The organism is Labilithrix sp., assembly GCA_019637155.1.
Lineage (GTDB): Bacteria > Myxococcota_A > Polyangia > Polyangiales > Polyangiaceae > Labilithrix.
In genome coordinates this window covers 423,838-450,524 of record JAHBWE010000002.1, presented here as the reverse complement: position 1 = coordinate 450,524, position 26,687 = coordinate 423,838, and the positions used below count along the sequence as shown (strand labels likewise).

At 71.2% G+C, this 26,687-nt stretch carries 26 protein-coding genes; 16 read left to right on the top strand and 10 right to left on the bottom strand.

From position 1 onward, the window contains the following. Positions 1-14: 14 nt before the first annotated feature. Complete coding sequence (locus KF837_05745) at positions 15-1,145, top strand: AAA family ATPase (GenBank protein MBX3226792.1); 1,131 nt, start codon at positions 15-17, stop codon at positions 1,143-1,145. Then, on the top strand, positions 1,145-1,768 hold the full coding sequence (locus tag KF837_05740; GenBank protein ID MBX3226791.1) for a DUF4276 family protein: 624 nt from the start codon (positions 1,145-1,147) through the stop codon (positions 1,766-1,768). Before KF837_05745 ends, KF837_05740 begins: the two co-directional genes overlap by 1 nt. Positions 1,769-1,774: 6 nt before the next feature. On the opposite strand, the gene KF837_05735 is transcribed toward KF837_05740, so the two are convergent. From KF837_05735 to KF837_05725, 3 genes are read right to left on the bottom strand one after another with little or no spacing between them, the layout of a single operon-like run. Further along, on the bottom strand, positions 1,775-2,656 hold the full coding sequence (locus tag KF837_05735) for a trypsin-like serine protease (GenBank protein ID MBX3226790.1): 882 nt from the start codon (positions 2,654-2,656) through the stop codon (positions 1,775-1,777). A gap of 23 nt (positions 2,657-2,679) precedes the next feature. Then, positions 2,680-3,321, bottom strand: a complete 642-nt coding sequence (locus KF837_05730) for a DUF1109 family protein (protein MBX3226789.1) — start codon at positions 3,319-3,321, stop codon at positions 2,680-2,682. Next, complete coding sequence (locus KF837_05725; GenBank protein ID MBX3226788.1) at positions 3,318-3,887, bottom strand: RNA polymerase sigma factor; 570 nt, start codon at positions 3,885-3,887, stop codon at positions 3,318-3,320. The genes KF837_05730 and KF837_05725 overlap by 4 nt, the downstream gene beginning before the upstream one ends. A 258-nt stretch (positions 3,888-4,145) precedes the next feature. On the opposite strand from KF837_05725, the gene KF837_05720 reads away from it, so the two are divergent. Then, positions 4,146-4,793, top strand: coding sequence for a hypothetical protein (locus tag KF837_05720; protein ID MBX3226787.1), 648 nt, complete (start codon positions 4,146-4,148; stop codon positions 4,791-4,793). 49 nt (positions 4,794-4,842) lie between these two features. Continuing rightward, complete coding sequence (locus KF837_05715; GenBank protein MBX3226786.1) at positions 4,843-6,918, top strand: RsmD family RNA methyltransferase; 2,076 nt, start codon at positions 4,843-4,845, stop codon at positions 6,916-6,918. A 143-nt stretch (positions 6,919-7,061) separates the two neighbouring features. Here KF837_05715 and KF837_05710 read toward each other — a convergent pair whose 3' ends face one another. From KF837_05710 to KF837_05690, 5 genes are read right to left on the bottom strand one after another with little or no spacing between them, the layout of a single operon-like run. Next, positions 7,062-7,646 (bottom strand): hypothetical protein, encoded by a 585-nt coding sequence (locus KF837_05710; GenBank protein ID MBX3226785.1) that lies wholly within the window; start codon positions 7,644-7,646, stop codon positions 7,062-7,064. Positions 7,647-7,655: 9 nt separating this feature from the next. After that, positions 7,656-8,825: an FAD-dependent oxidoreductase gene (locus KF837_05705; protein MBX3226784.1), complete on the bottom strand. Its 1,170-nt coding sequence runs from the start codon at positions 8,823-8,825 to the stop codon at positions 7,656-7,658. Continuing rightward, positions 8,822-9,037 carry a hypothetical protein gene (locus KF837_05700; GenBank protein MBX3226783.1) on the bottom strand — a complete coding sequence of 72 codons (216 nt, stop codon included), beginning with the start codon at positions 9,035-9,037 and terminating at the stop codon, positions 8,822-8,824. The genes KF837_05705 and KF837_05700 overlap by 4 nt, the downstream gene beginning before the upstream one ends. Next, positions 9,034-10,140 (bottom strand): SDR family oxidoreductase, encoded by a 1,107-nt coding sequence (locus KF837_05695; protein ID MBX3226782.1) that lies wholly within the window; start codon positions 10,138-10,140, stop codon positions 9,034-9,036. Before KF837_05695 ends, KF837_05700 begins: the two co-directional genes overlap by 4 nt. A 9-nt stretch (positions 10,141-10,149) precedes the next feature. Continuing rightward, on the bottom strand, positions 10,150-12,180 hold the full coding sequence (locus KF837_05690; protein ID MBX3226781.1) for a hypothetical protein: 2,031 nt from the start codon (positions 12,178-12,180) through the stop codon (positions 10,150-10,152). Positions 12,181-12,239: 59 nt separating this feature from the next. Between KF837_05690 and KF837_05685 the strand changes: the two genes are divergently transcribed. From KF837_05685 to KF837_05655, 7 genes are all read left to right on the top strand, one after another. Then, positions 12,240-13,073: a metal ABC transporter permease gene (locus KF837_05685; protein MBX3226780.1), complete on the top strand. Its 834-nt coding sequence runs from the start codon at positions 12,240-12,242 to the stop codon at positions 13,071-13,073. A gap of 103 nt (positions 13,074-13,176) precedes the next feature. Continuing rightward, complete coding sequence (locus tag KF837_05680) at positions 13,177-14,697, top strand: hypothetical protein (GenBank protein ID MBX3226779.1); 1,521 nt, start codon at positions 13,177-13,179, stop codon at positions 14,695-14,697. Next, on the top strand, positions 14,691-15,632 hold the full coding sequence (locus KF837_05675) for a hypothetical protein (GenBank protein MBX3226778.1): 942 nt from the start codon (positions 14,691-14,693) through the stop codon (positions 15,630-15,632). The genes KF837_05680 and KF837_05675 overlap by 7 nt, the downstream gene beginning before the upstream one ends. Before the next feature lie 14 nt (positions 15,633-15,646). Then, the gene (locus KF837_05670) at positions 15,647-16,951 is read left to right on the top strand and encodes a class I SAM-dependent methyltransferase (GenBank protein MBX3226777.1); all 1,305 of its coding nucleotides are present in this window, start codon (positions 15,647-15,649) and stop codon (positions 16,949-16,951) included. 79 nt (positions 16,952-17,030) lie between these two features. Next, on the top strand, positions 17,031-17,597 hold the full coding sequence (locus KF837_05665) for a hypothetical protein (protein MBX3226776.1): 567 nt from the start codon (positions 17,031-17,033) through the stop codon (positions 17,595-17,597). A gap of 9 nt (positions 17,598-17,606) precedes the next feature. After that, positions 17,607-18,563 (top strand): hypothetical protein, encoded by a 957-nt coding sequence (locus KF837_05660; GenBank protein ID MBX3226775.1) that lies wholly within the window; start codon positions 17,607-17,609, stop codon positions 18,561-18,563. 2 nt (positions 18,564-18,565) lie between these two features. Continuing rightward, a complete protein-coding gene (locus KF837_05655; protein ID MBX3226774.1) occupies positions 18,566-19,246 on the top strand; it encodes a hypothetical protein in 681 nt (226 codons plus the stop codon). An 8-nt stretch (positions 19,247-19,254) separates the two neighbouring features. Here KF837_05655 and KF837_05650 read toward each other — a convergent pair whose 3' ends face one another. Next, positions 19,255-20,961, bottom strand: coding sequence for a hypothetical protein (locus tag KF837_05650; protein MBX3226773.1), 1,707 nt, complete (start codon positions 20,959-20,961; stop codon positions 19,255-19,257). 43 nt (positions 20,962-21,004) lie between these two features. Here KF837_05650 and frr point away from each other — a divergent pair, with 43 nt between their 5' ends. From frr to KF837_05635, 3 genes are read left to right on the top strand one after another with little or no spacing between them, the layout of a single operon-like run. After that, positions 21,005-21,562 (top strand): ribosome recycling factor, encoded by a 558-nt coding sequence (gene frr / locus KF837_05645; GenBank protein ID MBX3226772.1) that lies wholly within the window; start codon positions 21,005-21,007, stop codon positions 21,560-21,562. Between the two features lie 59 nt (positions 21,563-21,621). Then, a complete protein-coding gene (locus tag KF837_05640; protein ID MBX3226771.1) occupies positions 21,622-22,455 on the top strand; it encodes a Stp1/IreP family PP2C-type Ser/Thr phosphatase in 834 nt (277 codons plus the stop codon). 55 nt (positions 22,456-22,510) lie between these two features. After that, positions 22,511-23,218, top strand: coding sequence for a DedA family protein (locus KF837_05635; protein MBX3226770.1), 708 nt, complete (start codon positions 22,511-22,513; stop codon positions 23,216-23,218). Here the strand turns inward: KF837_05635 and KF837_05630 are convergent. After that, the gene (locus tag KF837_05630) at positions 23,211-24,446 is read right to left on the bottom strand and encodes an MFS transporter (protein MBX3226769.1); all 1,236 of its coding nucleotides are present in this window, start codon (positions 24,444-24,446) and stop codon (positions 23,211-23,213) included. The two genes, KF837_05635 and KF837_05630, sit on opposite strands and share 8 nt — an antisense overlap. A 148-nt stretch (positions 24,447-24,594) precedes the next feature. On the opposite strand from KF837_05630, the gene KF837_05625 reads away from it, so the two are divergent. Beyond that, complete coding sequence (locus KF837_05625) at positions 24,595-26,322, top strand: methylmalonyl-CoA mutase family protein (GenBank protein ID MBX3226768.1); 1,728 nt, start codon at positions 24,595-24,597, stop codon at positions 26,320-26,322. Further along, positions 26,322-26,681: a hypothetical protein gene (locus tag KF837_05620; GenBank protein ID MBX3226767.1), complete on the top strand. Its 360-nt coding sequence runs from the start codon at positions 26,322-26,324 to the stop codon at positions 26,679-26,681. Before KF837_05625 ends, KF837_05620 begins: the two co-directional genes overlap by 1 nt. The last annotated feature ends 6 nt before the right edge of the window (positions 26,682-26,687 follow it).

The following is a 26,687-nucleotide window of genomic DNA, read 5'->3' as shown; positions in this document are numbered from 1 at the left end:
GCGCGGAGAATCGCATGATCAAGCGCCTCAAGGTCTCGCGCTTTCGCAGCCTGGGCAACGACGTCACGATCGACTTCGGTCCCTTGACCGTGCTCGTCGGCCAGAACGGGGCCGGCAAGAGCAACACGATCGACGCGCTCGTGTTCCTCGCAGACTGCATGCACCTCGGCCTCGAAGGCGCCATCACCAAGCGCAGCGGCATCGGCGCGATTCGGCACGCGGGATCGGGCGGTCGTCCCTACGACGTGACGATCGGCGTCGAGATCGAACGCGAGGACGTCCGCGGAACATACGAGGTCGTCCTCGCCGGCGAACGAGCGGGCGAGTACCGCGTGAAGCGTGAGCTGGCCTCGATCGAGCGTGGTGCCACCTTCGTCGTCGAGAACGGCCAGTTCACGGGGCCGGCGAACCTGAACCTCGTCGTCGAGCCTACCGCGCTCGCCTTGACCGCCCTCGCCGGCGAAGCGAGGTTCGCGCCGCTCGCGCAAAGCCTCCGATCGATCGCGAGCTACAGCATCTTCCCCGACGCGCTTCGGACTCCGCAGAAGTACGACCCGCGACGTCCGATGGACCGGCAGGGAACGAACTGGGTCTCGATCCTCAAGGACCAGCCCGAAGCGTCCTGGAAGCCCGACCTCCTCACCGTCCTGCGGAAGCTCACCGGCGACCTCGCCGACGTGAAGTTCGAGCCGGTCGCGGGCTTCCTCGTCTTGCAGTTCAAGCACGAGCGCGACGCCGGCGCGAAGCGGAAGCAGTGGTTCGATGCCGCCCAGGAGTCGGACGGGACGCTGCGCGTCGCCGGGATGATGACGGCCTTGCTCCAGGAGCCGCGACCGGAGCTCATCGCGATCGAAGAGCCGGAGCTCACGGTTCATCCAGGCGCGCTACGCCTCCTTCACGACTACATCCGCGAGGGAGCCCTCCGCGGCCAAGTCGTGCTGACGACGCACAGCCCCGACCTCTTGTCGCTCCTCTCCGCCGAGGAGGTACGTGTCGTCACGCGCGTCGACGACGAGACGCGAGTCGAAGAGCTCGACGAGGCACAGCGTGACGTCGTGACGCGAGGCCTCTTCTCGCTCGGAGACGTCATGCGCTCGGAAGGACTCCGCCCGCAGCAACTCGCGTTGCCACTCGGAGCCGAGTAGTGCGAACGTACGTGCTCGTCGAGGGCCACGGCGAGACCGACGCGGTGACGAACCTCCTCTCCCGCCTCGCGCAGGAGCGCGCTCCGACGCTCCTGCCCTTCGCGTCACCGATCCGCGTCCCCGGCATCAGCAGCGACGAGAACGTAGTCCGTCACCTCGAGCTCGTCCGCCCGAAGAAGGACGCCAAGGCGCTCGTCCTCCTCCGCGACGACGAAGACGGATGCCCGAAGCGTGATGCGCCTCCGCTCGGCGACAAACTCCGAGCCCAAGGCCTGCCCTTCCCCTCTGCGGCGGTGTTGGCTTACCGCGAATACGAATCGTTGTTCTTGCCATGCATCGAGCTCATGGCCGGACGTGCGCTCGACGGACGCCCCGGCCTCCTACCGGAGGCGCGCTACGAAGGAGACTTCGAGGCGAGGCGCGGCGTGAAGGAATGGCTCACGAGCCAGATGCCTCGCGGGCGCCGCTACAAGCCCACGGTAGATCAACTCCCGCTCACACGCATGGTCGACTTCGACGTCGTGCGGACGAAGGGGCTACCGTGGTTCGGAAGCCTCGAACGCGCGCTCGTGTTCCTCGAGGCGAACCTCGGGAGCGGCGGCGCGGCGTATCCGGCCGCTTGAACCGGGTCAGCGGCAGGCGACCGCTTGCACCTTTGCGGTGTCGCCGCCTTCGGCGAGGAGCTGGGCTTGTTCCTTCAGGCGCAGGGCCGAGACCGTGTCGAGGCGGGCGATGGTGGCGGTGTGGTTCGGGGAACCCTCCGGATCGTCGCGGTGGGAGATGAGGCCGATGACCTCGGCGTCGCGGCCGTCGACGACGGGGCCGCCGCGGTCGCCCTTGCAGAGCGTGACGTCGATCGTCACCGTCTGCGAGTCGCGGAAGCGGACGAGGCCCGTGCGCTCCTTCATCACCTTGCTGCTGCCCTTGCAGCGGCCGAAGCCGAGGGCCTGCACGCGGCCGCCCGTGTCGGGCGCGCTCACGATCCGGAGCGGCGACGCGAGCGGCGGCACCACGTCGTCGAGCACGATGATCCCGACGTCGAGCTCGCTCTCGTCGCACTGCGGGAGCACGACGTAGCGGCCCTTGCGGTTCGTCCACGTCAACGTGCTCGACGCGACCTCGACGCGGAGCTCCTTGTCCGCCCCCGCGCCGAGCACGTTCACGCCGCGCTCGAGGCCCTTCAAGCAGCGCTGCGCGGTCGCGATGAGCTTCGGGCCGAGGACGACGCCGGAGCAGACGCGGCCCTCCGGCGCGTGGATGTGGACGAGCGCGCGCTCCTGCTTCGTCTCCGCCGCCGGATGCTCCGGCTCGACCTGCTCGTCCTCGCCGAGGTCCGCGACCGCGCCGCCGTTCGGGTTCTCGACGTGCCCCTGCGACCGCGCGAGCGCCGTGTTCGGAGCGCCCTGCGACGACGGTTGCTCGTTGCTCATGAACGAGACGTTCGAAGGCCCGTGGCCGCAGCCGCAGCCGAGCGCGAGCGCGAGAGGTACGACGGTGAGAGTCGTGCGCATCGTTATGAGCGTATCTGCTCGCTTCAACGAACGCGAAGGAGAAACCGCCCGAGGACGGCGCCGAGCGCGGTGAGCGCCAGCGTCGGGACGACGTGCGCGATGATGCAGTGCGCCGCCGGGACGTGCGGACAGCGGAGGTAGGCCATCATCGCGGTCCACGCCCCCGCCGTCATGCCCAGCGCCGCGCCGGTGACGGCGGGGTGGATGGGGTCGCTCGCGCGACGCGGCAAGAGGAGGACGACGAGCGGCAGCGCTCCCTGCACCAGCGTGATCGCCGCGCAGCCGACGTGCGTGCGCAGCGCGACCTCCTCGTTCGCGTGCTCGGGCCAGAGCATCGGCGCCGCGAGCGCGACGCACGCGAGCACCGGCGCGAGCGCGACGCACGCGAGGACGAGGTGCGGACGCGGACGGCCGAGCATCGAGCCGCCGCTCCCGGTCGCGACGCGCGTCATCACGAGGGCGGAGAAGAGGCCGAGGCCGGCGGTGAAGGCGACGAGCTCGCTCGGCCGCGTCCCGCGCGCGAAGCCGCCCATCACGAAGAAGAGCGCCGTCGTCGCGAGCGCGCCGAGGACGGCGACGATCACGACGCGACGCCGCCACTCGCTGCGGGTGGGGGCCGGCGTCCGCGCCGCCTCGGCGAGGATACGTTCGCGGAGCGTGCTCATGTCTCCTTCCCTCGCTGCAGCACCTCGCGCAGCGCCTCGTAGGCGCGATGCGCGCGGAGCTTCACCGCCGCCACGGTGGTGCCGAGGACCTGCGCCGCCTCGGCGACGCTCATCCCTTCCTGCTTGATCAGCTCGAACGCCACGCGCTGGTTCTCGGGGAGGCGCTGGAGCTCGGCCGCGATCTTCTTCGCGGTCTCCTTCGCGATCGCGATCTCGTCCGCGCCCGCGTCGAGCGCGACGAGGAGGTCCGCGCCGTCGTCGTCGTTCGAAGGAGCGAGCACCTCACGACCTCCGCGCCGGTGGGAGTCGACGAGCAGCCGGCGCGCGATCGCGAAGGCCCACGGCATCACCTCGGCGCCGGGGAGGAAGCGGCCCCGCGCGCGATGGATGCGGAGCATCGTCTGCTGGACGACGTCCTCGGCGCGCGCGCGATCGCGCGTGTGGCGGAGCAGGTACCCGAGGAGGCGCGGCGCGAGCTTGTCGTAGACCTCGCCGAACGCCGCGTCGTCCCCGCGGGCGTAGCGGTCCATCGCCGCGTCGAGATCGGCATGGGGGCGCTCGGACACGGGCCGCCTTCTACCAGCATCGCCCCACCAGTACGACCGACGACGACGGCGGTTTCGCCCCACCGGCGGAGCAACTCCGTCCCACACCGCTGAGGAATCGAGAGACCAGTGATGTCCGCTGTCCGCACCGTGACAGTGGAAAAAGGACCCGAATCGAAGCCGCCTACATGTGCGCGCGATCGGTTTTGTGTCGAATCGTCACGAATCGAGCAACGGCGAGCGCGGGCATATCGCTTGCTGAGGTCACGACGCGTTCGGATGAAGGTGTCGCTCAAGCAGCTTGGAAAGACCACCGCGGCGGCCGCCGCCCTCGCCGTGACGACGCTCACGGCGCCCCCCGCCGAAGCGGCGCCGAAGGTCGACTGGATGAAGGTCCTCGGCGAGGCCGATCACTGGGTCCGCACCGGATCGACCAAGGCAGCCGAGAGCCCGCAGCTCAAGCTCGAGCCGAAGCGCACCTCGCACGCCCTCCCGGCCGACGGCGACCCGAGCCCGCAGAACATGGGCAACGCGTGGTTCGGCGTCGCGCCGAAGGTCACGCTCGTCGCGCGCGACTGGACCAGCTCGACGCGCCTCATCGGCGACAAGATGGGGTTCACCGAGAACATGCGCCTCGCCGCGTCGACGCGAATGGTCGTCGCGCGCGTGCGCCTGAACAACGCGCGCTTCACGCCGTTCATGCAGCTCGGCTTCGGGCAGTGGCGCGTCGACACGCGTTACGTCGCGCTCGATCGGATGGTCGAGGTCGCGGGTCAGCTCGGGAGCGGCTTCGAGATGCGCGTCACCCGCCGCATCCAGCTCGCGGCGGAGGTCTCCGCGACCACGCTCATCCGTTACGACATCGACAACCAGCTCCCGCAGAACGTGCTGTGGAGCGCGATGGTCGCCTCGCGCGTCCAGTTCTGATCGAAGGCCATCGCGAAGCCGATCGCGCGGTGTATCCTCATACACTCGGATGCAGCCCAGCGAGCGACTCATCGGAGGCCTCGGATCGTCGTCCGACGACGCGCAGCGCATCACCTGCGTCCACGCCGATCGCTGCGGCGGCTGCCCCGTCATCGCGCTGCCGTACGGAGAGCAGCTCGCGCTCAAGCGCGGCCGCGTCGTGCAATCGCTCTCGCGTTACCCCGCGCTCGAGCTCGTCTACACCGAGCCGGTCCAGCCCGCCGAGCCCGTCGTCGAGTACCGCTCGCGCGCCAAGATGATCGTCGCGCCGGGCGGCAAGCTCGGTCTCTACGCGAAGGGCGGCGGCCACCAGGTCGTCGACATCCCGTCGTGCCGCGTCGTCGCGAGCGTGGTCTCCGTCGTCGCCGCGCTCCTCCGCGAGCGCATCAAGGCGGACGAAGCGGCGAAGGGGCCGCTCGCGCCGATCGACAGCGGCGGCTCGCTCCGCGCGGTGGACCTCCGCGAGGTGCGAGGTCGAGGCGGCGAGCACGTGCTCGTCACGCTCGTCGTCCAGCGCGACCGCGCGCACGATCGCGCGGTCTACGCCGCCGCCGCGGAGGAGCTGATGCGGGCGGAGCCGCGCGTGCTCGGCGTCGCGCTGAACTTCCACGAAGGGGACTCGCCGCAGATCCTCGGGAGCGAGACCGTCGTCGTCCACGGCGCCGCGTCCGCGCCCGACCAGATCGGCGGCGCGACGCACGAGGCGACGTACGGCTCCTTCGTCCAGGCGCACCGCGGCCAGGCCGAGCGCGTACACAAGACGATCATCGAGGTGCTCGGCATCGGCAAGGCGCCGAAGCGGCCGCGGGTCCTCGATCTCTACGGAGGCTCCGGCGCGATCGCGCTCGCCCTCGCCGGCGCGGGCGCCGACGTGCAGCTCGTCGAGTCGTTCGCGCCCGCGGTCGCGCAGGTCAACGACACCGCGAAGAAGGCGGGGCTCTCCGTCCGCGGCGAGGCGGGCGACGTGGCCTCCGCGCTCCGCCGGTTCGCGGAGCAGAAGCAGACCTTCGAGGGCGCGGTCGTGAACCCGCCGCGGCGCGGGACGAGCGCGCTCGCCCGCGAGCTCCTCGCGCGGCTCGAGCTCCCCGCCGTCGCGTACGTCTCGTGCGATCCCGACACGCTCGCGCGCGACCTCGATCACTTCACGCGCCTCGGCTACAGCGTCGCGTCGGTCCGTCCGCTCGACATGATCCCGCTCACGGACGAGGTCGAGACGATCGCGCTCCTCCGCCGGACCGGGCTCGTCGCGCCGAAGGTGCTGTGGGAGGACGACGAGGTCTTCGTCGTCGAGAAGGGCGCGCACGAGCCGACGACGCCGCAAGGCGAGTACGTCACCTCGCTCGTCGCGCGGGCGAAGAAGCTCGCCGACGCGGGCGACGCGGTGCCGGTCAACCGGATCGACGTCGGCACGAGCGGCCTCGTCCTCTTCGCGCGCCGCGCCGCCGACGCGCCGAAGTGGCAAGCCGCGCTCCAGCACGAGAGCGCGCGGAAGATCTACCTCGCCGGCGCGCGCGGCATCACGCCGAGCAAGGGCGCGATCACGCGCGACCTCCGCGAGGACGGCAAGATGTACTCTGCACGCACCCGCTACCGCCGCCTCGCGGTCGCGAGCGGCCACTCCGTCCTCCGCGTCGTCCCGGAGCAGGGGCGCACGCACCAGATCCGCCGCCACCTCGCCGCGATCGGCCACCCGATCCTCGGCGACGATCGCTACGGCCACGCGCCGACGAACCGCTTCTTCGAGGAGAAGAACGTCCTCGATCGCACGTTCCTCCACTGCGTCCGCCTCGAGCTCACGCACCCGAACACGGGCAACCGCCTCATCATCGAGGCTCCCCTCCCCGGCGATCTCAAGAGCGTCCTCGAGCGCACGAGCGGCCCCGGCACCCTGCGCTTCCTCGATCACAAGCAGGCGCTCGGCCACAGCGGCGTCTCGAGCCTCCCGCCCCCGCCGACGGGCGAGTCGACCCCGAGCGAGCTCCTCCCGAGCCTCCGCGACTCCGCCTCGCGCCTCAGCATCCTCGATGTCGACTCGAGCACCCCGACGATCCACCCGCAGCTGCAGACCGACGATGACGCTTCGTAGGTCGCGCTCAGATCAGGTGCCCACCGAGCGTGGTCGAACTCCGCGGTTCCCCTCTCGGGGGGTCCGGGGGCGCTGAGCGCGTCTTCGCGCGAAGGCACCCGGCGGGAGAGCTCGAGAGGGCAGAGCCCTCTCGAACAAGAAAGTCAGCGCGGGCGCGCGGCTTCGAGCTTCGCGAGGATGCGGGCTTGGTCGTCGTTCGGGCCTGCGATGTAGATCGGGGCCTTCGGCTTCGCGAGCGGGGTGTCGAGGAGGGTCTCGGGGCGGGGGCCGAAGAGGAGCTCGGGGAAGTCCTTGTGCGGCTCGAAGCCGAGGGAGCGGGCGTAGTCGATCGCGTGGTAGACGACGGACTGCGCCTCGAGGAGCGGCACGTCCTCGACGTCGTCCTCGGCGTACGCCGTCTCGATCTGATCGAACATGCCGTGGAGCTCCTCGCGCGAGAGCACGAGCTTCGCGAAGCCGTCCTTCACCCCGAGGCACGTGCGGTCGACCATCGCGCACGCGACGAGGATCCCTTGCCCCGGGACGAGGCGCGTGAGCACCACCGTGACGGGCTTCGGCTCCTTCGTCCGCCACCCGCTCGTCATGTACGCCGCCTCGACCGGCAGCTCCGCCGCGACGCGCATCAGCGCCGCCGCCGACATCGGCGCGAGCTCCTTCCGCGCCGCCTTCTGCGCCGCGAGCCGCTGCTTCTTCTTCTTCTCGAGCTTCTTCTGGTGGTGCGAAGGCATCGCGCGATCCTACGACAAGAGCGACGCCGTGAGGCCCGCGCCGAGGCGGAGGATGGTCGCGGGGGGGAGCCGCTCGCCGCGGTACCAGCGCACCGCCATCTCGCGCGCGTAGCTCGAGCGGAGGAGGTAGCGCCGCGCCGGGGAGCCGATCCGGGCGTAGACCCGGCGCGCCATCCACGCGCTCTGGAGGAGGTGGCGGCCCGTCGTCGACGTGCGGACCTCCCGCGCGTAGGCGCCGAAATCGCCGTTCTTGGTCGCGACGGCGCGCGCGAGGTGCTTCGCCGCGATGCGGCCCATCTCGATCGCCTGCGCGATCCCCTCCCCCGTCGTCTGATCGATCCCGCACGCCTCGCCGACGAGGACGAGGCCGCGCACCCACGCCTGCGAGCCCGCGACGTAGGGGCGCGTGCTGAACGGGCGGAGCTTCACCTTCGCGATGTCGACGCCGCGCTTCGCGAGCGAGCGCGCGAGCACCTCCTTCGCCCTCCCCGCGCCGTCCTTCGTGAGGTTCGCGTCGTAGATGCCGCGGCTCACCGCCTCCTTGCCGTCGAGCGGCGTGGGGAAGTCCCAGTAGTAGCCGGCGACGCCGTCCTCGAGGATCGAGAGATCGAAGTCGACGAGGCCGCGCTTCACGCCCGCGTCGGCGTCGGTCGGATCGGTGTCGAGGACGTAGAGGTGGCCCTTGCGATCGGGCTCGCGCAGGTCGAGGAGCTTCCGCGTCGTGCTCCCCGCGCCGTCGGCGGCGGCGACGAAGCGCGCCGCGATCGTCGCGCCCGCCGTCGTCTCGACGTTCCAGCCGTCGCCGCTCCGCGCGAGGGCGCCGATCCCCTCGCCCTCGCGGACCTCCACCCCGTCCGCCTCCGCCGCGCGGAGGAGCTCGGCGTCGAATTCGGTGCGCCGGAAGCACGCGCCCATCGGGGCGATCGTCTCCCCGACCGCGCCGCCGTCGAGCACGCGGACGCCGCGCATGACGACGCGCGGCGAGCTCGGATCGATCCCGATCGCGGCGAGGACCTCGAGGCCGAGCTGGCTCACCGCGCCCGCGCACGGCTTGTCGCGCGGGAAGCGCGCCTTGTCGAGGACGACGACGCGGGAGGGCTCGAGCTTCTCCTTGCGCACGAGGTGGAGCGCGGTGCTCGCGCCCGCGGGGCCGCCGCCGACGATGACGACGTCCCTCACGACACGATCCCGTCGAGCTCGCGGGCGAGGTCGCGCGCGAGCTCGTCGAGCTCCGCCTCGCGATCGGGCGCCGACGCGAGGGTGAGGTCGCCGCCGCTCTCGGCGAACACGTGCGCGAGGCCGTCGTGGGCCTCGACCACACCTTTGACGAAAACGACGTCTTTGGCGCGAACAACGATGCGTCGCACCGCCATTCCGGCGTTGGGATTCATCCGAGAGGATCCTCGATCTCGCCGCTCGAGCGATCGCGCGCGCGCTTCTCGCGGAGCCGCTGCTGCACGTACTCGACGAGGCCCTCGACGTAGCTCTCGAACGGCGGACAGCGGATGTCCGTCCCGGCGAGGAGCTCGGTCGTGTGGGCGAAGCTGTACGTCACCGGCGTCGCGAGCGCGTCGAGGAACGCGCGCGGGCTCTTCGCGACGCGGTCGAGCCCCGGCGTGCGGAGGAGCGCCTTCGTGATGTTCGCGGGGATGAAGCCGCGCGTGCTGCGGCGCCCGCCGGCGGCGGCGACGAGGTCGAAGACGCGGCGCGCGGTGATCGGCGCGGGATCGCCGACGTGGAACGTGCGCCCCGGCGCGCGCGGATCGCGCCCGATCGCCCGCGCGGCGCGGACGTAATAATCGACCGGGACGAGGTTGAGCGGCGCGTCCCCTCGCCCCGGGAGCGGGAGCGGGATGTCGGGCGGCGACGTGACGAGGAGCAAGATGAGGAAGTAGGGCCCGTCGAAGCGATCGACCTCCCCCGTCTTCGAGTCGCCGACGACGATGGTCGGGCGCACGATCGCGATCGGAACTTTTCCCATCTTCGAGCGCACGATGCGCTCGCCGCGCGCCATCGTCTCCTCGACCGGGTTCTTGAACACCTGCCCCTTGTCGAGGTCGTCCTCGAGGACGAGGCCGGTGCGATCGCCGGAGACCTGCGCCGTCGAGTGATAGACGAGGCACGAGAGCTTCGGGCAGAGCGCGGCGATCTCGAGGATCTCGCGCGCGCCGCCGACGTTCACGTGCGTCGCGAGCTCCGCCTCCGCGCCCATGTACGAGACCTGGGCGAGGTGATGGATGACGTCGATCTTCGGGAGCAGCTCGCGCATCTCCGCGCCGGAGAGCCCGAGGTCGATCGCGGCCGCGTCGCCCTCGATCACGTCGACGCGCCGGCGCTCGGCGAGCGGGAGGACGTCGAGCGCGGCGCGCGCCTCCTCGAGCGACTTCGTCCGCACGATCGCGTGGACGACGACGTCGGGCTCGCGCACGAGCTCCTCCACCATCTTGCGCGCGACGAACGACGGGAAGCCCGTGACGAGCACGCTCTCCGGCATCGAACGGCCTCAGAGCCCGTCGCCGCAGAAGTGCTCCGTGATCGAGCGGAGCCACGCGCCGTAGTCGGAGTACGAGAACTGGCTGCAGAGCTGACCGGTCGCGAGCCGGCTGTTCGCGCAGGTGGTGGCGTTCGCGAACGTGCGGCACTGGCCGCCGACGCCGTTCACGAGCGAGAAGCACTGCGTCTGCGTCGCGGTCGTGCACTGCTGGCAGCTGCCGGACGCGCAGTCGGTCGAACAGCCGAGGCTGCGGCGGCAGCTGTCCGGCATGAAGTTGCCCACCGCGTCGGGGATCGACGCCGCGCACGCGAAGAGGCCCGTGTTCCGCGCGAACGGATGGTTGAAGCGCGAGACGCAGCTGCGGCAGCTGCTCGGCACGCCGAGGAGCGCGGTCTGGCAGATCGCGCCGGTCGGGTTGTCGGCGCACGCCGCCGAAATCGCGTCGAGCTGCGCGTCGTTGCAGACGCCCTGAAACTCGGGCGTCACGTCGGTCATCAGGCCGGCCGGGCACGCGCCGTACGGAGCCGGGCACGTCGTCTGGTCGCTGTTGCAGCGGCGCGGAACGACGAGGCCGTTGCAGAAGGAGCCGTTGGCCGTGCAGTTGTTGCACGAGACGCCACCCGCGCCGCACGCGTTGTTCGCGATGCCGCTGACGCACACGCCCCCGTTGCAGCAGCCGTTGCAGTTCGCGGGGCCGCAGGCCGTGACGCACTGCTGGCCGGCGCACGTCTGCCCCGTGAGCGTGCAGTCCCGACACGCCTGCCCGCCGCCGCCGATGCCGCCGTCCGGAATCGGGAAGAACGGGCCGCCGCCGCACGCCTGATCTTGGGTGCCGCTCACGCACGTGTTGCCGAGGCAGCAGCCGAACGGACACGTCGCCGGCCCGCACGACGGAGGCTGGCAGCTGCCGCTCTGGCAGGTCAGGCCCGGCCCTTGGATCGTGCAGTTCTGGCACTGCTGGCCGTTGAACCCGCAGGCGGTGTTCTGCGAGCCGATCGCGCAGATGTCACCGATGCAGCAGCCGAAGCACGTGAACGCGTTGCAGGTCGCCGGCTGCTCGCAGAAGCCGCCGGCGGTGTTGCACACCTGGCCCGGCCCGCAGAACTGACACTGCTGGCCCCGCGCCCCGCAGAAGTCCTCGTTCGTCGCGAGGATGCACGTGTTGCCGAAGCAGCAGCCCGCGCAGTTCGCGGGGCCGCACGTCTCGATCGGCCGGCACGTGCGCGCGCCCGAGAAGCCGTCCGGCGTGCAGAGCTCGTTCGGGTCGCACTGATCGCAGCGCTGCCCGAAGCTCCCGCACGCCGCGCTGCCGTCGCCGGTGCGGCACTGGCCGGTCGCGGTGCAGCAGCCGGCGCAGTTCGCGGGACCACAGGTGGAGACGCCTTCGCAGCGCCCGCCGCCGCCGCTCGTCACGCGGCAGACCTGGCCCGCCGCGCAGCGCCCGCACTGCCCGCCGTTCGCGCCGCACGCGAGCGACGAGTTGCCGGGCAGACAGAGATCGCCGACGCAGCAGCCGTTGCAGTTGGTGGCGTCGCAGCGCGTGGTCCCGCACGAGCGCGTGGAGAGGTCGCACGCGCGCCCGTCGTCCTCGCAGTTGCGGCAGCTCGCGCCGCCGCGCCCGCAGGCCGTGCTCTCGGTGCCGCTGAGGCACTGCCGGTTGCCGGCGCCGTCGATCTCGCAGCAGCCCGCGCACGTCGCGGGACCGCACGCGGGATCGCTCCGCCCGCACACGCGCGCGCTCGTGCAGGTGTCGAAGCCCGCCGCGAGGCAGTCCGTGCACGCGCCGCCGATCGAGCCGCACGACCGCACGTTGCGGCCGGTCTGGCACACGCCGTTCGAGTCGCAGCAGCCGTTCGAGCAGGTCGACGGGTTGCAGCCGCCGGGGACGACGCCGCTGCTGCTGCTCGTGCTGCTGGTCGTGCCGCCGTCGAGCGACTCCAGCTCGAGGCTCGAACGCCCGCAGCCCGACGCGAGCGCCACGACCAGGAGCACGGCGAACGCGAGCGCCGTAAAATAGCGGGAGACAAGCGAAGGACGCATCCGGACCTCTGGGCGGAGAGCGTAGCAAGTCGTCTCGCCTACAGGTAGCTTCGTGCGCCTTGGATCTCGGCACGTTCGGCATCGGGTACCTGGCGATCCCCATCTTCCAGCGAGCGCTCCTCGCGGGCTCGGTCCTCGCCGCGCTCCTCGCGCTCCTCGGCGTGCTCGTCACCGCGCGCGGCCTCGCGTACCTCGGCGACGGGCTCTCGCACGCGGCCTTCGGCGGCATCGCGCTCGGGATGTTCCTCGGCTTCAAGGCGCCGCTCCTCGTCGCGATCCCGTTCACCGCGCTCGCGGCGATGGCGATCGGCGCGCTCCGCCGGCGCGGCGAGATGCGCTCCGACGTCGCGATGGCGATCCTCTTCGCGGTCTGCTTCGCGGTCGGCATCGTCCTCCTGAAGAAGGCGACCCGCACGGAGACGACCTTCGATCCGGAGCAGCTCCTCTTCGGCAACATCCTCATGGTCGGCGGCGACGACCTGTGGACCGTGCTCGCGATTGCCGTGATTACCGTCGGATTCGTGGCTTTCGCGTGGACGCGCCTCGCCTACGCGACGTTCGACGAGGAGCTCGCGCGGCTCTCCGGGATCGAGGTCGCGTGGCTCGAGAGCGCGCTCCTCGCCCTCCTCGCCGCCGTCGTCGTCGCGGCGATCCGGCTCGCCGGCGTCGTCCTCGTGAGCGCGTTCCTCGTCATCCCGTCCGCCGCCGGCCGCGTGCTCGGCCGCACGCTCGGCGGCGTCGTCCGCTGGGCGATGCTCGTGGGCGTCCTCAGCGTGTCGATCGGCTTCTTCGCCGCGCACAAGCTCGAATGGCCCGAGGGCGCGGCGATCGTGATCATGCTCTCGCTCCTCTTCGCCGCGTCCGTGTCGTTCCGTCGACTCCGCCGGAAGTGACCGCGCGTTCTCTCCGCGCCTCCAACCGCGTGAAATCCCACGCGCGGCGCGGTGGCACGCCCCTCGCACAGTCATCTACTCATTCAACCAGTAGAGGACTACGATGCGCAGAGCAGCACCATGGGCCGTCGCCGCCCTCCTCTTTTCGTCGCCGGCTGCGGCGCGCGAGGGGACCCTCGTCGCGATCGACGCCGGCGACCTCGTGCTCGACATCGGGCAGGAGGCGAACGTCCAGGTCGGCCAGGTCGTCGAGCTGTGGCGGCCGGTCCGGCTCAAACATCCGGTCAACGGCAAGGTCCTCGTCGACCGCTTCAAGATCGCGACGGTGAAGCTCGTCGACGTGCAGCGCGTCTTGTCGCTCGGGAAGATCGAGCAAGCGTCGCAGCGCCCGCCCGCGACCGGCGACGTCGTCGTCGTCCCGGAGGACGAGCCTCCTTCTGGGCCTGCGCCGGCGCCGCCTCCCGCCGCTCCGGGCAAGCCGGTCGTCGTCGTGAAGGCGGACCCCGAGACGAAGGAGCTCTCCGATCTGTTCTCCTCGCTCGAGGGATCCGACCCGAAGAAGCGCGCGCAGGCCTACCGCGCGTGGCTCGCGGAGCATCCGAACAGCCGCTTCTCGCGCGTCATCGGCGAGGAGGTCCAGGCGCTCGATCGCGCGGAGAAGGAGGCCGCGCTCGTGCCGCCGACGTACGCGCCGATCGAGCGCCTCCGCCCCGGCACCCCGCAGCGCTTCGCGATCGAGCTCGATCCGCGTTACCAGGGCGCGATCGTCCACGTGCGGAGGCGCGGCGCGAAGAGCTACCGATCGATCGCGATGGCGTCGGTGGGCGCGCGCTACTGGGCCGCGACGCTGCCGGGCGACGCGATCGACGAGCCGGCGATGGACTACTTCGTCGAGGGGATCCCGAAGGTCGGTCCTCCGATCGCGCTCGTGGGCTCGGCCGCGGAGCCGCGCGAAGCGGAGGTCGATCGGCGGCCGCTCACCGGCAAGCGAGAGGGCACGCTCGCGACGGTGGCGCTCGCGAGCGAGATCGCGTCGTTCAACCTGAAGAAGCCGAACGACTGGGTCTTCCAGACCGAGGGCGCGTTCGGGTGGCGCCTCGGCGACGGCGGCATCCGCGCGGTGCGCTCCGGCTTCGGCGTCTTGCGCGGAAAGGGCGGCTCGCTCGACGACCTCGATCGGTTGAACAAACCGCCGCGCGACGTCGGCCTCACCTACGGATGGCTCGAGACCGAGCTCGGGATCGGCAAGAACGTCGGGCTCATCGCGCGGCCGATCCTCGGCCTCCGCGAGCGCGGCGTCACCGGCGGCGCGCAGGGCTTCTTCCGCATCGGGAGCGATCTCGCGACGAACCTCCTCCTCGGCGGCGAGGCGCTCGGCACGGTCGGCCTCCGCGGCGTCGTGCAGCTCGAGTGGCGCACGATCCCGCGCGTCCCGATCCTCCTCCGCAGCGAGGTGACGAACCAACCCGCCGGCGTCGGCGGCGACATCGGCGCGCGCGCGATCGCGCAGGTCGGCTGGGAGATCGTCCCCGACCTCGCGCTCTCCGCGCGCGCCTCGTACCAGGGTCGAACGATCAACCACGCCGGGCCCGGCGCCGGCGCAGGAGTGAGCTACCAATGGTGACCGCGATCCATCACGCGCCGCTCGTCGTCGCGCAGGAAGGCCACGACATCACGATCGGCGTCTCGATCGAGCGCGCCGACCAGATCAAGCGCGCGCTCGTCGTCTACAAAGGAGAGAAGGCGGCGGGCGAGGTCGAGCTCGCGCGCTCCTCCGATCCCGAGCGCCCCTACGTCGCGATCGTCCCCGCGCTCGCGGTCCACGCGCCGCTCGTCTCGTACGCGATCGAGGTCGAGACGACCGACGGCGCGCGCGTCCCCGTCTTCGCGACGCGCGCGGAGCCCCACCGCGTGACCGTCCTCGACTCGGCGGAGGACGCGCGCGAGGGCACGCTCCTCGCCCGCCTCGAGGGCCGCCGCTCCGTCGTCCTCGGCTCCGGCGAATACGCCTCCTTCGATCGCGCGCGCGACAGCTTCTGGCGGACGGAGGGGAGCTACACGTATCGCATGCTCGGCTTCGTCTCCGAGTTCGGCATGCGCGCCGGCGTCGTGCGCGGCCAGACCGGGCGCGACGAGCGGCAGGTCGGCCTCAACTACGGCGCGCCGCGCCTCCGCGTCCGCTTCGCCGATGTCCTCCACGTCGAGGGCGAGCTCCTCGTCAGCGTCACCGAGGTCGGCTTCTCGAACGGCGGCGGCGGCGCGATCATCCTCGGCGACGCGTACGGCTCGAACCTCACCCTCGGCTTCGAGGCGGTGCAGGTGTTCGGGGTGCGCGGCTACACGCGCCTCGACCTCGTCGCGAACCGCTGGCTCACGGTCGCGCCCACGGTCGAGGTCACGAACATGCCGCACGCCGAGGACGTCGGCGTCCGCCTGCTCGGCGACGCGCGCTTCGCGTTCGGGCGCGGCTTCTTCGCCGGGGTTCGCGCGGGCTACCAAGCGCGCTCGTTCGCGGCGGGCGGGCCCTCCATCGGCGGGAGCCTCGGCTACGGCTTCTGAGGTAACGTGACGGGGTGGCGTTCGCGTACGACGACGTCCCGTACGACACGGAGGCGTGCTCCGAGGCGCATCCCGTCGCGATGGCGACGATCGCGCGGCTCCACGGGCAGGACCCCGCGCCCGCGCGACGCGCGCGCGTCCTCGAGATCGGCTGCGGCGACGGAGAGAACCTCATCGCCGCCGCGACCTACCTACCGGAGGCCACCTTCGTCGGGTTCGACCTCGCCGCCGCGGCGATCGAGGCCGGCAAGGCGGTGGCGCCGCCGAACGTGCGCCTCTTCGCCGGCGACATCATGAAAAATCATGATTTAGGCGAATTTGACTACGTCGTCGCGCACGGCCTCTACTCGTGGGTGCCGCCGCCGGTGCAAGCCGCGCTCCTCGCGCTGACACGGCGCTCGCTCGCGCCACACGGCGTCGCCTTCCTCAGCATGAACGCGCTGCCGGGGTGGGACTACCGCCGCGCGCTGCGGGAGCTCGCGCTCGATCGCGTGCGCGACGTGACCGATCCGGAGGCGCGCGTGCGCGGCGCGCTCGCGGCGATCGCGGAGATCGCGACCGGCGGGGAGGGCGCGCCCGGCTACCTCGGCCGCCTCGCCGCCGCGGCGGCGAGCTACCTCGCGCACGTCGAGGCCGCGACGCCGCCGGAGGCACCGTTCTCGCGCTACGTCTTCCACGACTTGCTTGCAGAATACAATCGCCCGGTCGGCGTCGAGGAGCTGCAGCGCGAGGTGGCGGCGCACGACCTGCGGGTGCTCGGCGAGACGCCGCTGCAGGCGCCCTTCACCGCCTCGGCGCTCGGTTCGTTGCGCGCGTTCATGGCCGAGAGCGAGCTGCCCTTCTTGCAGGTGCTCCTCGTACGCGACGACGGCGGCGCGGATCGCGGCGTCGTCCTCGAGCGCGTGAACGATCTCTGGCTCTGGGCCGACTTCGCGCCCGCGGGCGATGCGTTCAGGACGTCGACCGGCGCGCTCGTGAGGCCGCCGCGCGGCTCGGGGCTCGAGCGCGCGACGCGACACGCACCCGGCTTCGTGTGCGTGCGCGAGCTCACGGAGGACGATCCCGAGCTCGCGGCCGCGCTGCTCGAGGGCTTCCGCGCGGGGGTGTTCACGCTACGCAGCGAGCCGCCCGTGCTCGGCCCCGAGGTCGCGCCCCACGTCCGCGCACGCGCACGACGCGGCCAGCACGTGCTCACGAACGCGATCCACCGCTCCTTCCGCGTCTCCCCCGCCGAGCTCACGATGGTCCGCGACGCCACCTTCGACACCGAGACCCACACCCGCTTCCGCCGCCACCTCTTCCTCGGAGCCACAAAATGAGCCGCAAAGCCACGGCGACGCGAAGCGGCGGAGCGACGGCGACGCGGCAGCTGCAAGGCGTGAGCCGCAGAGGCGCGGTGTGAGCGTCGTCGCGCATCTGTGCGGGCTCGCGAAGGCGGAGAGGCGCGCTGTCGTCGTCGCGTCGCCGCCCGAGCTGCGCGCTGCGGTCGCCGAAGCCGAGCGGGAGGGCTATGGCCTGATCGAGCCCGACCTCCCGATCGGCCGCGTCGCGCTCCCGAAGGACGTCGTCGATCGCGCGGTCCTCGCCCTCGTCGCGCGCGGTCGGCCGCGCGAGCTCCTCTTCGTCCGCGGCGAGCGCGCCGCCGTACGCAAGGTCCGCGACGCCGCCGCGCTCGATCTGGACGTCGCCCTGCACGCAGACCTCGCCCAACGCGACGCCGCGAGCCCGGTCGTCCCCGCCGCCGCGAGCGTCCTCGCCCAGCGCGACGCCGCGAGCCCGATCGTTGGCGCTGCGATGTGCGTCCTCGCCGAGCGCGGCGTCCGGGCGCCCATTCGCGGCAAGGAGCTCCTGCGTGAAGCGCGGGCCCGCCATCGTGCGAGCGCGAGCGCGAGCGACGCTGCCGCGCTCGCGAAGGCCCTCGTTCGCGCGTGGAACGACGGGCTCGTCGTGCTCACGTTGCGCTAGTCTCCGTGGATGCGTCGCGTGCTCGTCGTCATCGTCGCCGCGACGATCGCGATCGGGCTCGCGTGCTCGACCCCGTACGCGACCGAGGGCCCGAGCACCAGCTCGTCCGGCGGCGACGCCTCGAGCACGTCGTCGAGCGCGTCGTCGTCGGGCTCCGTTCCCGCGCCCGTCCGCTACGACGCGCTCTTCGCCACGCTCTGCGCGTACAACTTCCGGTGCAACGCCGACTCCCTCTCCTTCTACGCCGACGAGGCCGCGTGCGTGAGGTTCCAGATGGAGCTGCAAGCGGGGCGAGAGACGCTCCCCGGGATCGCCCAGCTGACCCAGCCCCAGATCGACGCCTGCCACGCGCGGCTCGACGCGCTCCTGACGTGCGACGGCTTCCCGTCGTACCCCGAGTGTACCTTCCCCGGAACGCTCGCCACCGGGGCGTCGTGCCATAACCTCCTCCAGTGCGCGAGCGGCGCGTGCGCGCGCACGACGACCCGCGACGAGTGCGGGAAGTGCGTGCCCGCCGTCGCCAGGGACGGCGCTTGCGACAACGAGACGAGGCTCTGCGAGCCGCAGCTCTCGTGCATCGACGACAAGTGCAAGGACCGGATCGGCGCCGGCATGCCGTGCGCCGACGACCCGCTCTCGTGCGACGTCGGCCTCCGCTGCGTCACGGGCACGTGCGCGCCCGGCTTGCCGAAGGGCGGCGACTGCCCGGGCATCTTCGAGTGCGCGTCCCCGCTCGCCTGCAACCTCTCGACGAAGAAGTGCGTGGAGCGCCAGCGGCGGAACGTGGGCGACGATTGCGACACGCTCGCGCAGGACGTCTGCGTCCACTCGAAGTGCGTCGCGAAGAAGTGCGTCCCCTACAAGCCCGAGGGACAGACGTGCGTCGCGGCCGACGGCGACTGCGAGTTCGGGCTCACGTGCACGAACGGCAAGTGCGCGAAGCCCGCGCTGCCGACCTGCGATTGATCATGCGCCATCCTCTCATCGCCCTCTCCTTCGCCCTCACGTCGTTCGCGTGGCTCGCGTGCGCGCGCGACTACGAGACCGACGCTCCACCCGCGACCGCCCCCGACGCGACCGCCGCCGCCGCCGGCGAGCGCGGCGGCCCCTGCTACCCGAACGCGACGTGCAACGCGCCGCTGAGCTGCATCGACTCGCTCTGCGTCCTCCTCGGCGACGGCGACGGCGGCGGCGACCCGAAGGACGCGGGCGGCGACGCGCCGAGCGTCTGCCAACCTCCGCCGCTCCCCGTCAACGACCGAGGTATCCAGTGCGGCCCGGACGGTGAGACCTGCGATGCGGAGGCGATCTGCTGCGGAGAGGAGCACGAGGGCAGCACGATCGATTGGCAGTGCAAGCAGGCGACCGCCCTCAACTGCGTCGACGCGACGACGATCGAATGCGACTCTCCCAGCGACTGCGGCGGCGACGAAGACATCTCCTCCTGCTGCGTGCAGACCGTGCCCACCGCGGAAGATGCATGCACAATACATGCACTAAAGTCGTCGCGCTGCCAGTCGCAGTGCACCGGTCCGCGCGCGTGCACCCGGAACGAGGACTGCACGGGCGCCGGCACGTGCGTCGCCGTCATCGCGCGCCTCGCGGGCAGCGAGCGCACGATCGCCCTCGGCCTGTGCACGCCGAGGTGACGCGCGGATCAGAACCCCATCTGCATGCGGACGAGCTCGCGCAGGAGCGGGTCGGGCACGTCGATACGCACGAACGCGTCGGTCCCGCGCTTGCCGACGGCGACGGCGACGGGAGCCGCGGGGAGGTGCGCCTTCTTCGGATCGAAGCGGAGCGGCTGCGCGACGAGGACGGTGCTCGCGCCCTCGCCGATCGCGGAGACGAAGCGCGAGAGCGTCGGCTCGTCGGCGAGGCGCTTGTCCGACTTCGCGGCGAGCTTCAGCGTCACGAGCGGCTCCGGGCCGAGCGCCGCCGTGAGCGTCTTGTCGTCCGCGACCCACGCGACGCCGGAGTCGCGCGGCTTCGCGCCCGCGTCCGGCTTCGCCGCGCGCGCGAAGGTCGCGACGGTCGCCTTGCCCGCGCCGGGGACCTCCTCGCTGCCGCTCCGCACCGACTCGACGCGCAGCATCTCCTTGAACGGATCGACCTTCGCCAGATCGACGAGGCCTCCGAACGCGCGGTTCGCCGAGGCCTGATCGCGGATCGGCGCGGTCAAGAAGAGGCCGCTCGGCTCGTCCCACGCGAGCGCGAGCGCGAACGACTCGGTCCGCGCCTTCGTCGCCGCGTCGACCATCGCGTCGATCGGCGCGCGGTCCTTGAGCCGATCGCCGAGGGCGGCGGCGATCGCGCCGGAGAGCGACTTGCCCTGCGCCGCGCGCGTGTCCTCGTCGTCACGCATCGACAGCGCGACGGCGGACGACGCCGGCAAGGAGAGCGCGGGCGTCGCGTCGCCGGTCTTCATCCGCGCGACCCACGCCTGCGCGGCGCCTTCCTTCAGCGGGGTCAGCGTCGCCTCGATGCTCGCGGCGTCGTCGGTGACGTCGATCGCGATGCGCGCCTTCTCGAGATCGCCGACGACGTCGATGCGCTGCGTGACGAGCCCGTCGATCGCGGCGACGATCGCGGCCGGATCGCCGAAGTCGGGCGCGCGCCCCCGCTCGGCGCGCATGCGCTCGTCGGCGCCGGCGAGGTATCCCTTCGCGCGCGCCCACAGCGCCTTCAGCTTCGGCGCGAGCGACGTCGCGAGCGCGGCGCGGGGGACGTCGACGATCGCGGCCGCGGTGCCGGCCGGCGGCGGCCGCGCGGTGAGCCCGCGCGTGACCCACGCGCCGAGGCTCGCGAGGTCCTCCGGCTTGCGCGCGACGAGGAGCCAGCCGTTCGTGGTGATCGCGACCTCGTGCGTCTTCTCGCCCGCGCTGGCGACGCGCTTCGGCACGAGGATCGTCATGCCCGGCGCGTCCTTGCCCGTGAAGCGCGAGGTGTCGCCGTCGACGAGGATGCCGCGCGCGCGACGTCCGTCGACGAGCTTCATCGCGAGGGCCCACGCCGGATCGGCGGGGTCGCCCGCGAGCGCGCCGTAGATCGGCGCGGTGCCGTCGAGCTCGGACGAGAGCTGCGCGTCGAGGTCGCTCACCGCGACGACCATTCCGGGCATCGTCGCCGGCAAGATGCCGAGCGCGCCGCCGATGCCGCGCTGGAGCTTGGTCCACGTCGTGTTCGGGGAGGCGACGTAGAGCTCGGCGAGGAGATCGGCCGGCGCCTGCGCGGTGACGTCCGCCGGCGCCCCCGCGTCGGCCGTGTCCGCCGCGCGGTCGCGATCGCAGCGACCGAGCGCGTACGCGCCGCCGAGGAGGAGGACGCCCGCCGCGGCGAAGCCGTGCCATCGCTCCCACTTCACGGCCCATTGCTTAGCACGGCCCTTCCTTCTACTGTGGCCGGCGATGCTGGACGACATTCACAAGGAGCTCGGAGCTTCCATCGCCAAGGCGCACGAAGCTTTGAAGCGCGACCTCGGGAAGCTGCGCGCTGGCCGCGCGAACGCCAACCTGCTCGACGGCATCAAGGTCGACTACTACGGCGCGATCACCCCGCTCTCGCAGATGGCGCACATCAACGTGCCGGAGCCGCGCCTCATCACGGTGAAGCCGTGGGACAAGACCGCGATCAAGGCGGTCGAGAAGGCGCTCCGCGAGAACGACCTCGGGCTCAACCCGATGACGGACGGCGATCTCATCCGCCTCCCGCTCCCGCCGCTCACGGAAGAGCGCCGCAAGGAGTTCGTGAAGATCGCGCGCAAGTACGGCGAGGAGTGCAAGGTCTCCATCCGAAAAGCGCGTCACGAAGCGAACGACATGTTCAAGACGCTCGACGACGAGGGCTCCGCGAGCACGGACGAGATCGAGCGTTCGAAGAAGAAGGCGGAGGAGACCGTGGCCGACTCGGTGAAGCTCGTCGACCAGATCATCGGCCAAAAAGAAAAGGATATCATGGAGGTATGACCTCCTCGATCCAGTTCTTTCTCTCCCCGTGCTGGTGTAGGTAAGATGGAGTCTGTCTGATGCGCGCCATCGCAGCGGGGTTGAGCGACGTTGGGCTCCAGCGAGAGCACAATGAGGATTCGTACGTCGTGCTCAAGGAGTACGACCTCTTCGTCGTCGCCGACGGGATGGGCGGTCATCGCGCAGGCGATGTCGCGTCCAAGCTCGCGACGGAGACGATCAGCGAGTTCTTCAAGTCCACCGCCAACGACGACGTGACGTGGCCCTTCCACTTCGACACGAACCTGTCGGAGGAGGAGAACCGCCTCCTCACCGGCATCCGCGTCGCGAACCGCCAGATCTTCGAGCGCTCGACGCGGAGCCGCGAGTACCACGGCATGGGCACCACCGTCGTCGGCGCGATGTTCAGCCCGCGCAAGCAGCGCATGTACATCGGCCACGTGGGCGACTCGCGGTGCTACCGCGTCCGCGCCGGCCGCATCCAGCTGCTCACGCGCGACCACTCCCTCATCAACGACTACCTGCTCGCGATGCCGGACCTCACCGAGGAGCAGCGCAGCGAGCTCCCGAAGAACGTCATCACGCGCGCGCTCGGGATGCAGGACCAGGTCGTCGTCGACCTCCAGCACGACGAGCCGAAGAACGGCGACGTCTACGTCCTCTGCTCCGACGGCCTCTCCGGCATGGTCGAGGACGACGAGATCGAGAAGATCATCGTCCAGAACCCGGACATCCGCGACGCCTGCACGAAGCTCATCGCCCGCGCGAACGAGCACGGCGGCGAAGACAACGTGACCGCGGTCCTCATCAAGATCGAGGACGCCGACGGCGACGCCGGCAAGAACGAGATCGACGGCGAGACCACGAACCCCGGCGCCGGCGCGCGGAAGTAGCGGCCCGCTCGTCGGGCTAGCCGCTCGGACGAAATAGGGCTACGGAAGCGGCTCGATGCACGAGCTTCTCGCGATCTTCCGGAGCCTGACGAAGAACCTCGATCAGTTCACGATCGACCACGGCAACACGACCTACGCGATCCTCTTCTTGATCGTGTTCGCGGAGACGGGCCTCGTCGTCACGCCGTTCCTCCCGGGCGACTCGCTGCTCTTCGCCGCCGGCGCGGTCGCGTCGCGCGGGTACCTCAACGTGGTGCTCCTCGCGGCGGGCCTCATCGCCGCGGCGATCGTGGGCGACACGCTGAACTACCACGTCGGCAAGGCGATCGGCCCGCGCGTCATGAAGAGCGAGAAGTCGCGCCTCTTCAACAAGAAGCACCTCGACAAGACGCACAAGTTCTACGAGAAGTACGGCCCGAAGACGATCGTGCTCGCGCGCTTCGTCCCGATCGTCCGCACGTTCGCGCCCTTCGTCGCCGGCGCGGGCGCGATGAACTACCGCAAGTTCATCGTCTACAACGTCGTCGGCGCGGTGGCGTGGGTGACGCTCATGCTCGGCTCCGGCTGGATGCTCGGGCAGGTGCCCTTCGTGAAGGAGCGCTTCGAGCTGATCGTCATCGGCATCGTCATCCTCTCGGTGATGCCGATGGTGATCGAATACATCAAGGCCCGCGCGGAGGGGAAGGGCGCGCCGGAGGCGGTGGCCGAAGCGGCGACGGGCACGACGCCCCCCGAGACCGACAAGGCCGAGAGCGCTAGCTGACGCGCGGCCCCCGCGGCCCCGCGTTCCTCCGCGTCGCCAGCGCGATCGCGAGGAGCCCGACGGGCTGGAGCGCGAGCGAGGCGATCGCGACGCGCGCTCCCCAGCGCGACGCGATCGCGGCGAGCACGACCGGCGCGAGGACGTCGATCGCGACGAAGGCCTGCGCCGCGCCGTTCACGAGCCCCGGCCGCGCCGGCATCGTCGCGAACGCCTCGGCCTTCGCGAGCGGATGAAGCGGCCCCGCGCACACGCCGACGACGAAGCCCCACGCGATCACCGCCGCCGCGCTCGCGGCGGCGAGCCAGCCCCCCATCGCGATCACGCAGCCGATCGACGAGACGACCACCGCCGTACGCGTCGACGTACGCAGGAGCGCGCGCTCGAGCAGGAGCCCACCCGCGACGCACCCGAGCGAGAACGCCACGAGCGCCGGCGCCGCGACCGCGACCGCGAAGCGCTCCGTCACCCAGAGCGCCACCAACACCGCGAGCATCTCATCGAGCAGCGTGCACAGCGCCGCGCCGAAGAGCCACGCCGCGAGCGGTCGATGCACGAGCGCCTCGCGAAGCGACACAAGGACCGACTCCGCAGCCGCAGGAGGCGCCTCGCGCGACTCGCCCTCCTCCGCCGCGGCCGCACGCGTCACCTCGTGCGGCTCGTCCTCCTCCTCCTCCCTCTCCGCCGCCGCCGCCGCGCGCGGATGCGGGTGGGCGAGTGAGGCGAGGGCGATGCCGAAGAGGCATGCGGCGGCGAGGCGGAAGGTCGTGCGCCAATCGACGGCGGTCCACTGTGCGCAGGCGATCGCCGCGGGGGCGAGGACGTCGCCGAGCGCGCCGAAGACCTCCCACCGCGCGAGTCGGCGGGCGGCGAGGTTCGCGGGCGCGCCGTCGACGAGCATGCTCTCCGCGGTGCCGAGCGCGAGGCCGGACGCGGGGCCGTACAGGAACATCGCGACGCCGAGGCCGTACACGTCGCGCGCGAACGAGAGGACCGCGAGCGACAGCGCCATCCCCGCGAGGCCGGCGCAGACGACGAGGTGCCGCTTCGTCTTGGCGCGATCGGTCCACGCCAGGATCGGCGCCTCGAGGAACGACGCCAGCATCGGCAACGTCAGGAGCGCCGCGCTGTACGAGACGAGGCCCGACCCGGTCTCGCGCGAGAGCGTCGGGCTCGACGCGACCGCGAGGCCGCCGGCGAGCTCGTCGAGCAGCGGCAGGACGAGGAGCATCCTCGTTCCACGAAGGACCGCAGATCAGATGCGTTCGGTGTCGCGCTTCGCCATCCGTTCATCATGGCGCCCAAACACGAGCCGGGCAAACGCGGCCCTTCCGTGAAGGGGAGCTGCGGCGGCGCCGCAAGAGCGCTAGGCTCGGGGCATGGCTCAGAAAGTCCTCGCGCCCGAGCTCGACGTACACTCGTCCGAGGGGGAAATCCCTGGTGATCTCGCGGCGCTGCGCGCGGCGACGAAGGCCTGGCGCGAAGGGCCGGTGAAGAAGAGCTCCGCCAAGATGCCTTCGCTCAGGCCGCGCTTCTCGACGTGGAGCGACATGGACGTCCCGGACGTCCTCACGCCCGCCGACGTGCCGCTCGACTACATGAAAGACCTCGGCCTCCCCGGCGAGTACCCGTTCACGCGCGGCGTGCAGCCGACGATGTACCGGTCGCGGCTCTGGACGATGCGCATGTTCGCCGGCTTCGGCACGCCGGAGCAGACCAACGAGCGGTTCAAGTTCCTCCTCTCGCAAGGGCAGACCGGCCTCTCGACCGCCTTCGACTTCCCCACCCTCATGGGCTACGACTCCGACTCCCCGCGCTCGCTCGGCGAGGTCGGGATGTGCGGCGTCGCTGTCGACACGCTGCGCGACATGGAGGTCCTCTTCGCGGACATCCCGCTCGCCGACGTCACGACGTCGATGACGATCAACGGGCCCGCGATCGTCTTGCTCGCGTTCTACATCGCGCTCGCCGACGTCCGCGGCATCCCCCGCTCCGCGATCGGCGGCACCGTCCAGAACGACTGCCTCAAGGAGTTCATCGCCCAGCACGCGTGGCTCGTGCCGCCGAAGCCGGCGATGCGCATCGTCACCGACATGATCGAGTTCTGCTCGAAGGAGGTGCCGCGCTGGAACACCGTCTCCATCAGCGGCTACCACATCCGCGAGGCGGGGGCGACGGCGGCGCAGGAGCTCGCCTTCACGATCGCGGACGGCATCGGCTACGTCGAGTCGTGCCTCGACCGCGGCCTCGACATCGACGACTTCGCCCCGCGCCTCTCCTTCTTCTGGGACGTCCACAACGACTTCTTCGAGGAAATTGCCAAATTCCGCGCGGCGCGCCGCATGTGGGCGCGCTTGATGAAGGAGCGCTTCGGCGCGAAGAGGGCGGAGAGCATGAAGCTCCGCACCCACGCGCAGACCGCGGGCGTCTCGCTCACCGCGCAGCAGCCGTACAACAACGTCGTCCGCGTCGCGCTCCAGGCGCTCGCCGGCGTCCTCGGCGGGACCCAGTCGCTCCACACCAACTCGCTCGACGAGACCTACGCGCTCCCGACCGAGGAGGCGGTGACGATCGCGCTCCGCACCCAGCAGATCATCGCGGAGGAGAGCGGCGTCGCGAGCACGATCGATCCGCTCGCGGGCAGCTTCTTCGTCGAAGACCTCACGAACCGGATGGAGAAAGAGGCGCTCGAGTACATCCGCCGCATCGACGAGATGGGCGGCATGGTCGCCGCGATCGAGAAGGGCTACCCGCAGCGCGAGATCGCCGCGAGCGCGTACCGCTTCCAGCGCCAGCTCGAGGCGGGGGAGCGCGTGATGGTCGGCGTCAACAAGTACACCTCCGAGAGCGACGCGCCGAACATCCCGCTCCTCAAGATCGACGAGGAGGTCCAGAAGAAGCAGGTCGCGAACCTCCGCGCGGTGAAGGACAAGCGCGACGCGGCGAAGGTGAAGGCCGGGCTCGAGGCCGTCCGCGCCGCGGCCGCGAACAAGACGAACCTCATGCCGCCGATCATCGACGCGGCGAAGGCGTACTGCACGCAGCAGGAGATCTGCGACGTGCTCCGCGACGTCTTCGGCACGTACACCGATCCCGCCGAGTTCTGATGCAGCCGGCGCCGCCGTTCGGCTACGGCGCCTACGAGCCGCCCCCCTCGAAGCGCGGGCGGCCCTCCGTCATCCTCTGGTACCGCACGTACTGCGCGATCGCGACGCTGCTCTACGGCGGCTTCCTGGCGTCGATGTTCGGGGTGGATCCGAACCTCGCCGTCCTCTTCGCGCTCTTCGTCGCGCCGCTCGTCGTGCTCCACGTCGTCGGCGCGGCGGTCCCGTACAAACCTTGGGGCTGGACCCTCGCGCTCGTCCTCGTCTGCTTCGGCCTCGTGACGTGCCTGATGCCGTTCGCGCTCGGGCTCCTCCTCTACTGGAGAGAGCCCACCGTGAAGGCGGCCTTCTGCAGGATGTGACGACGG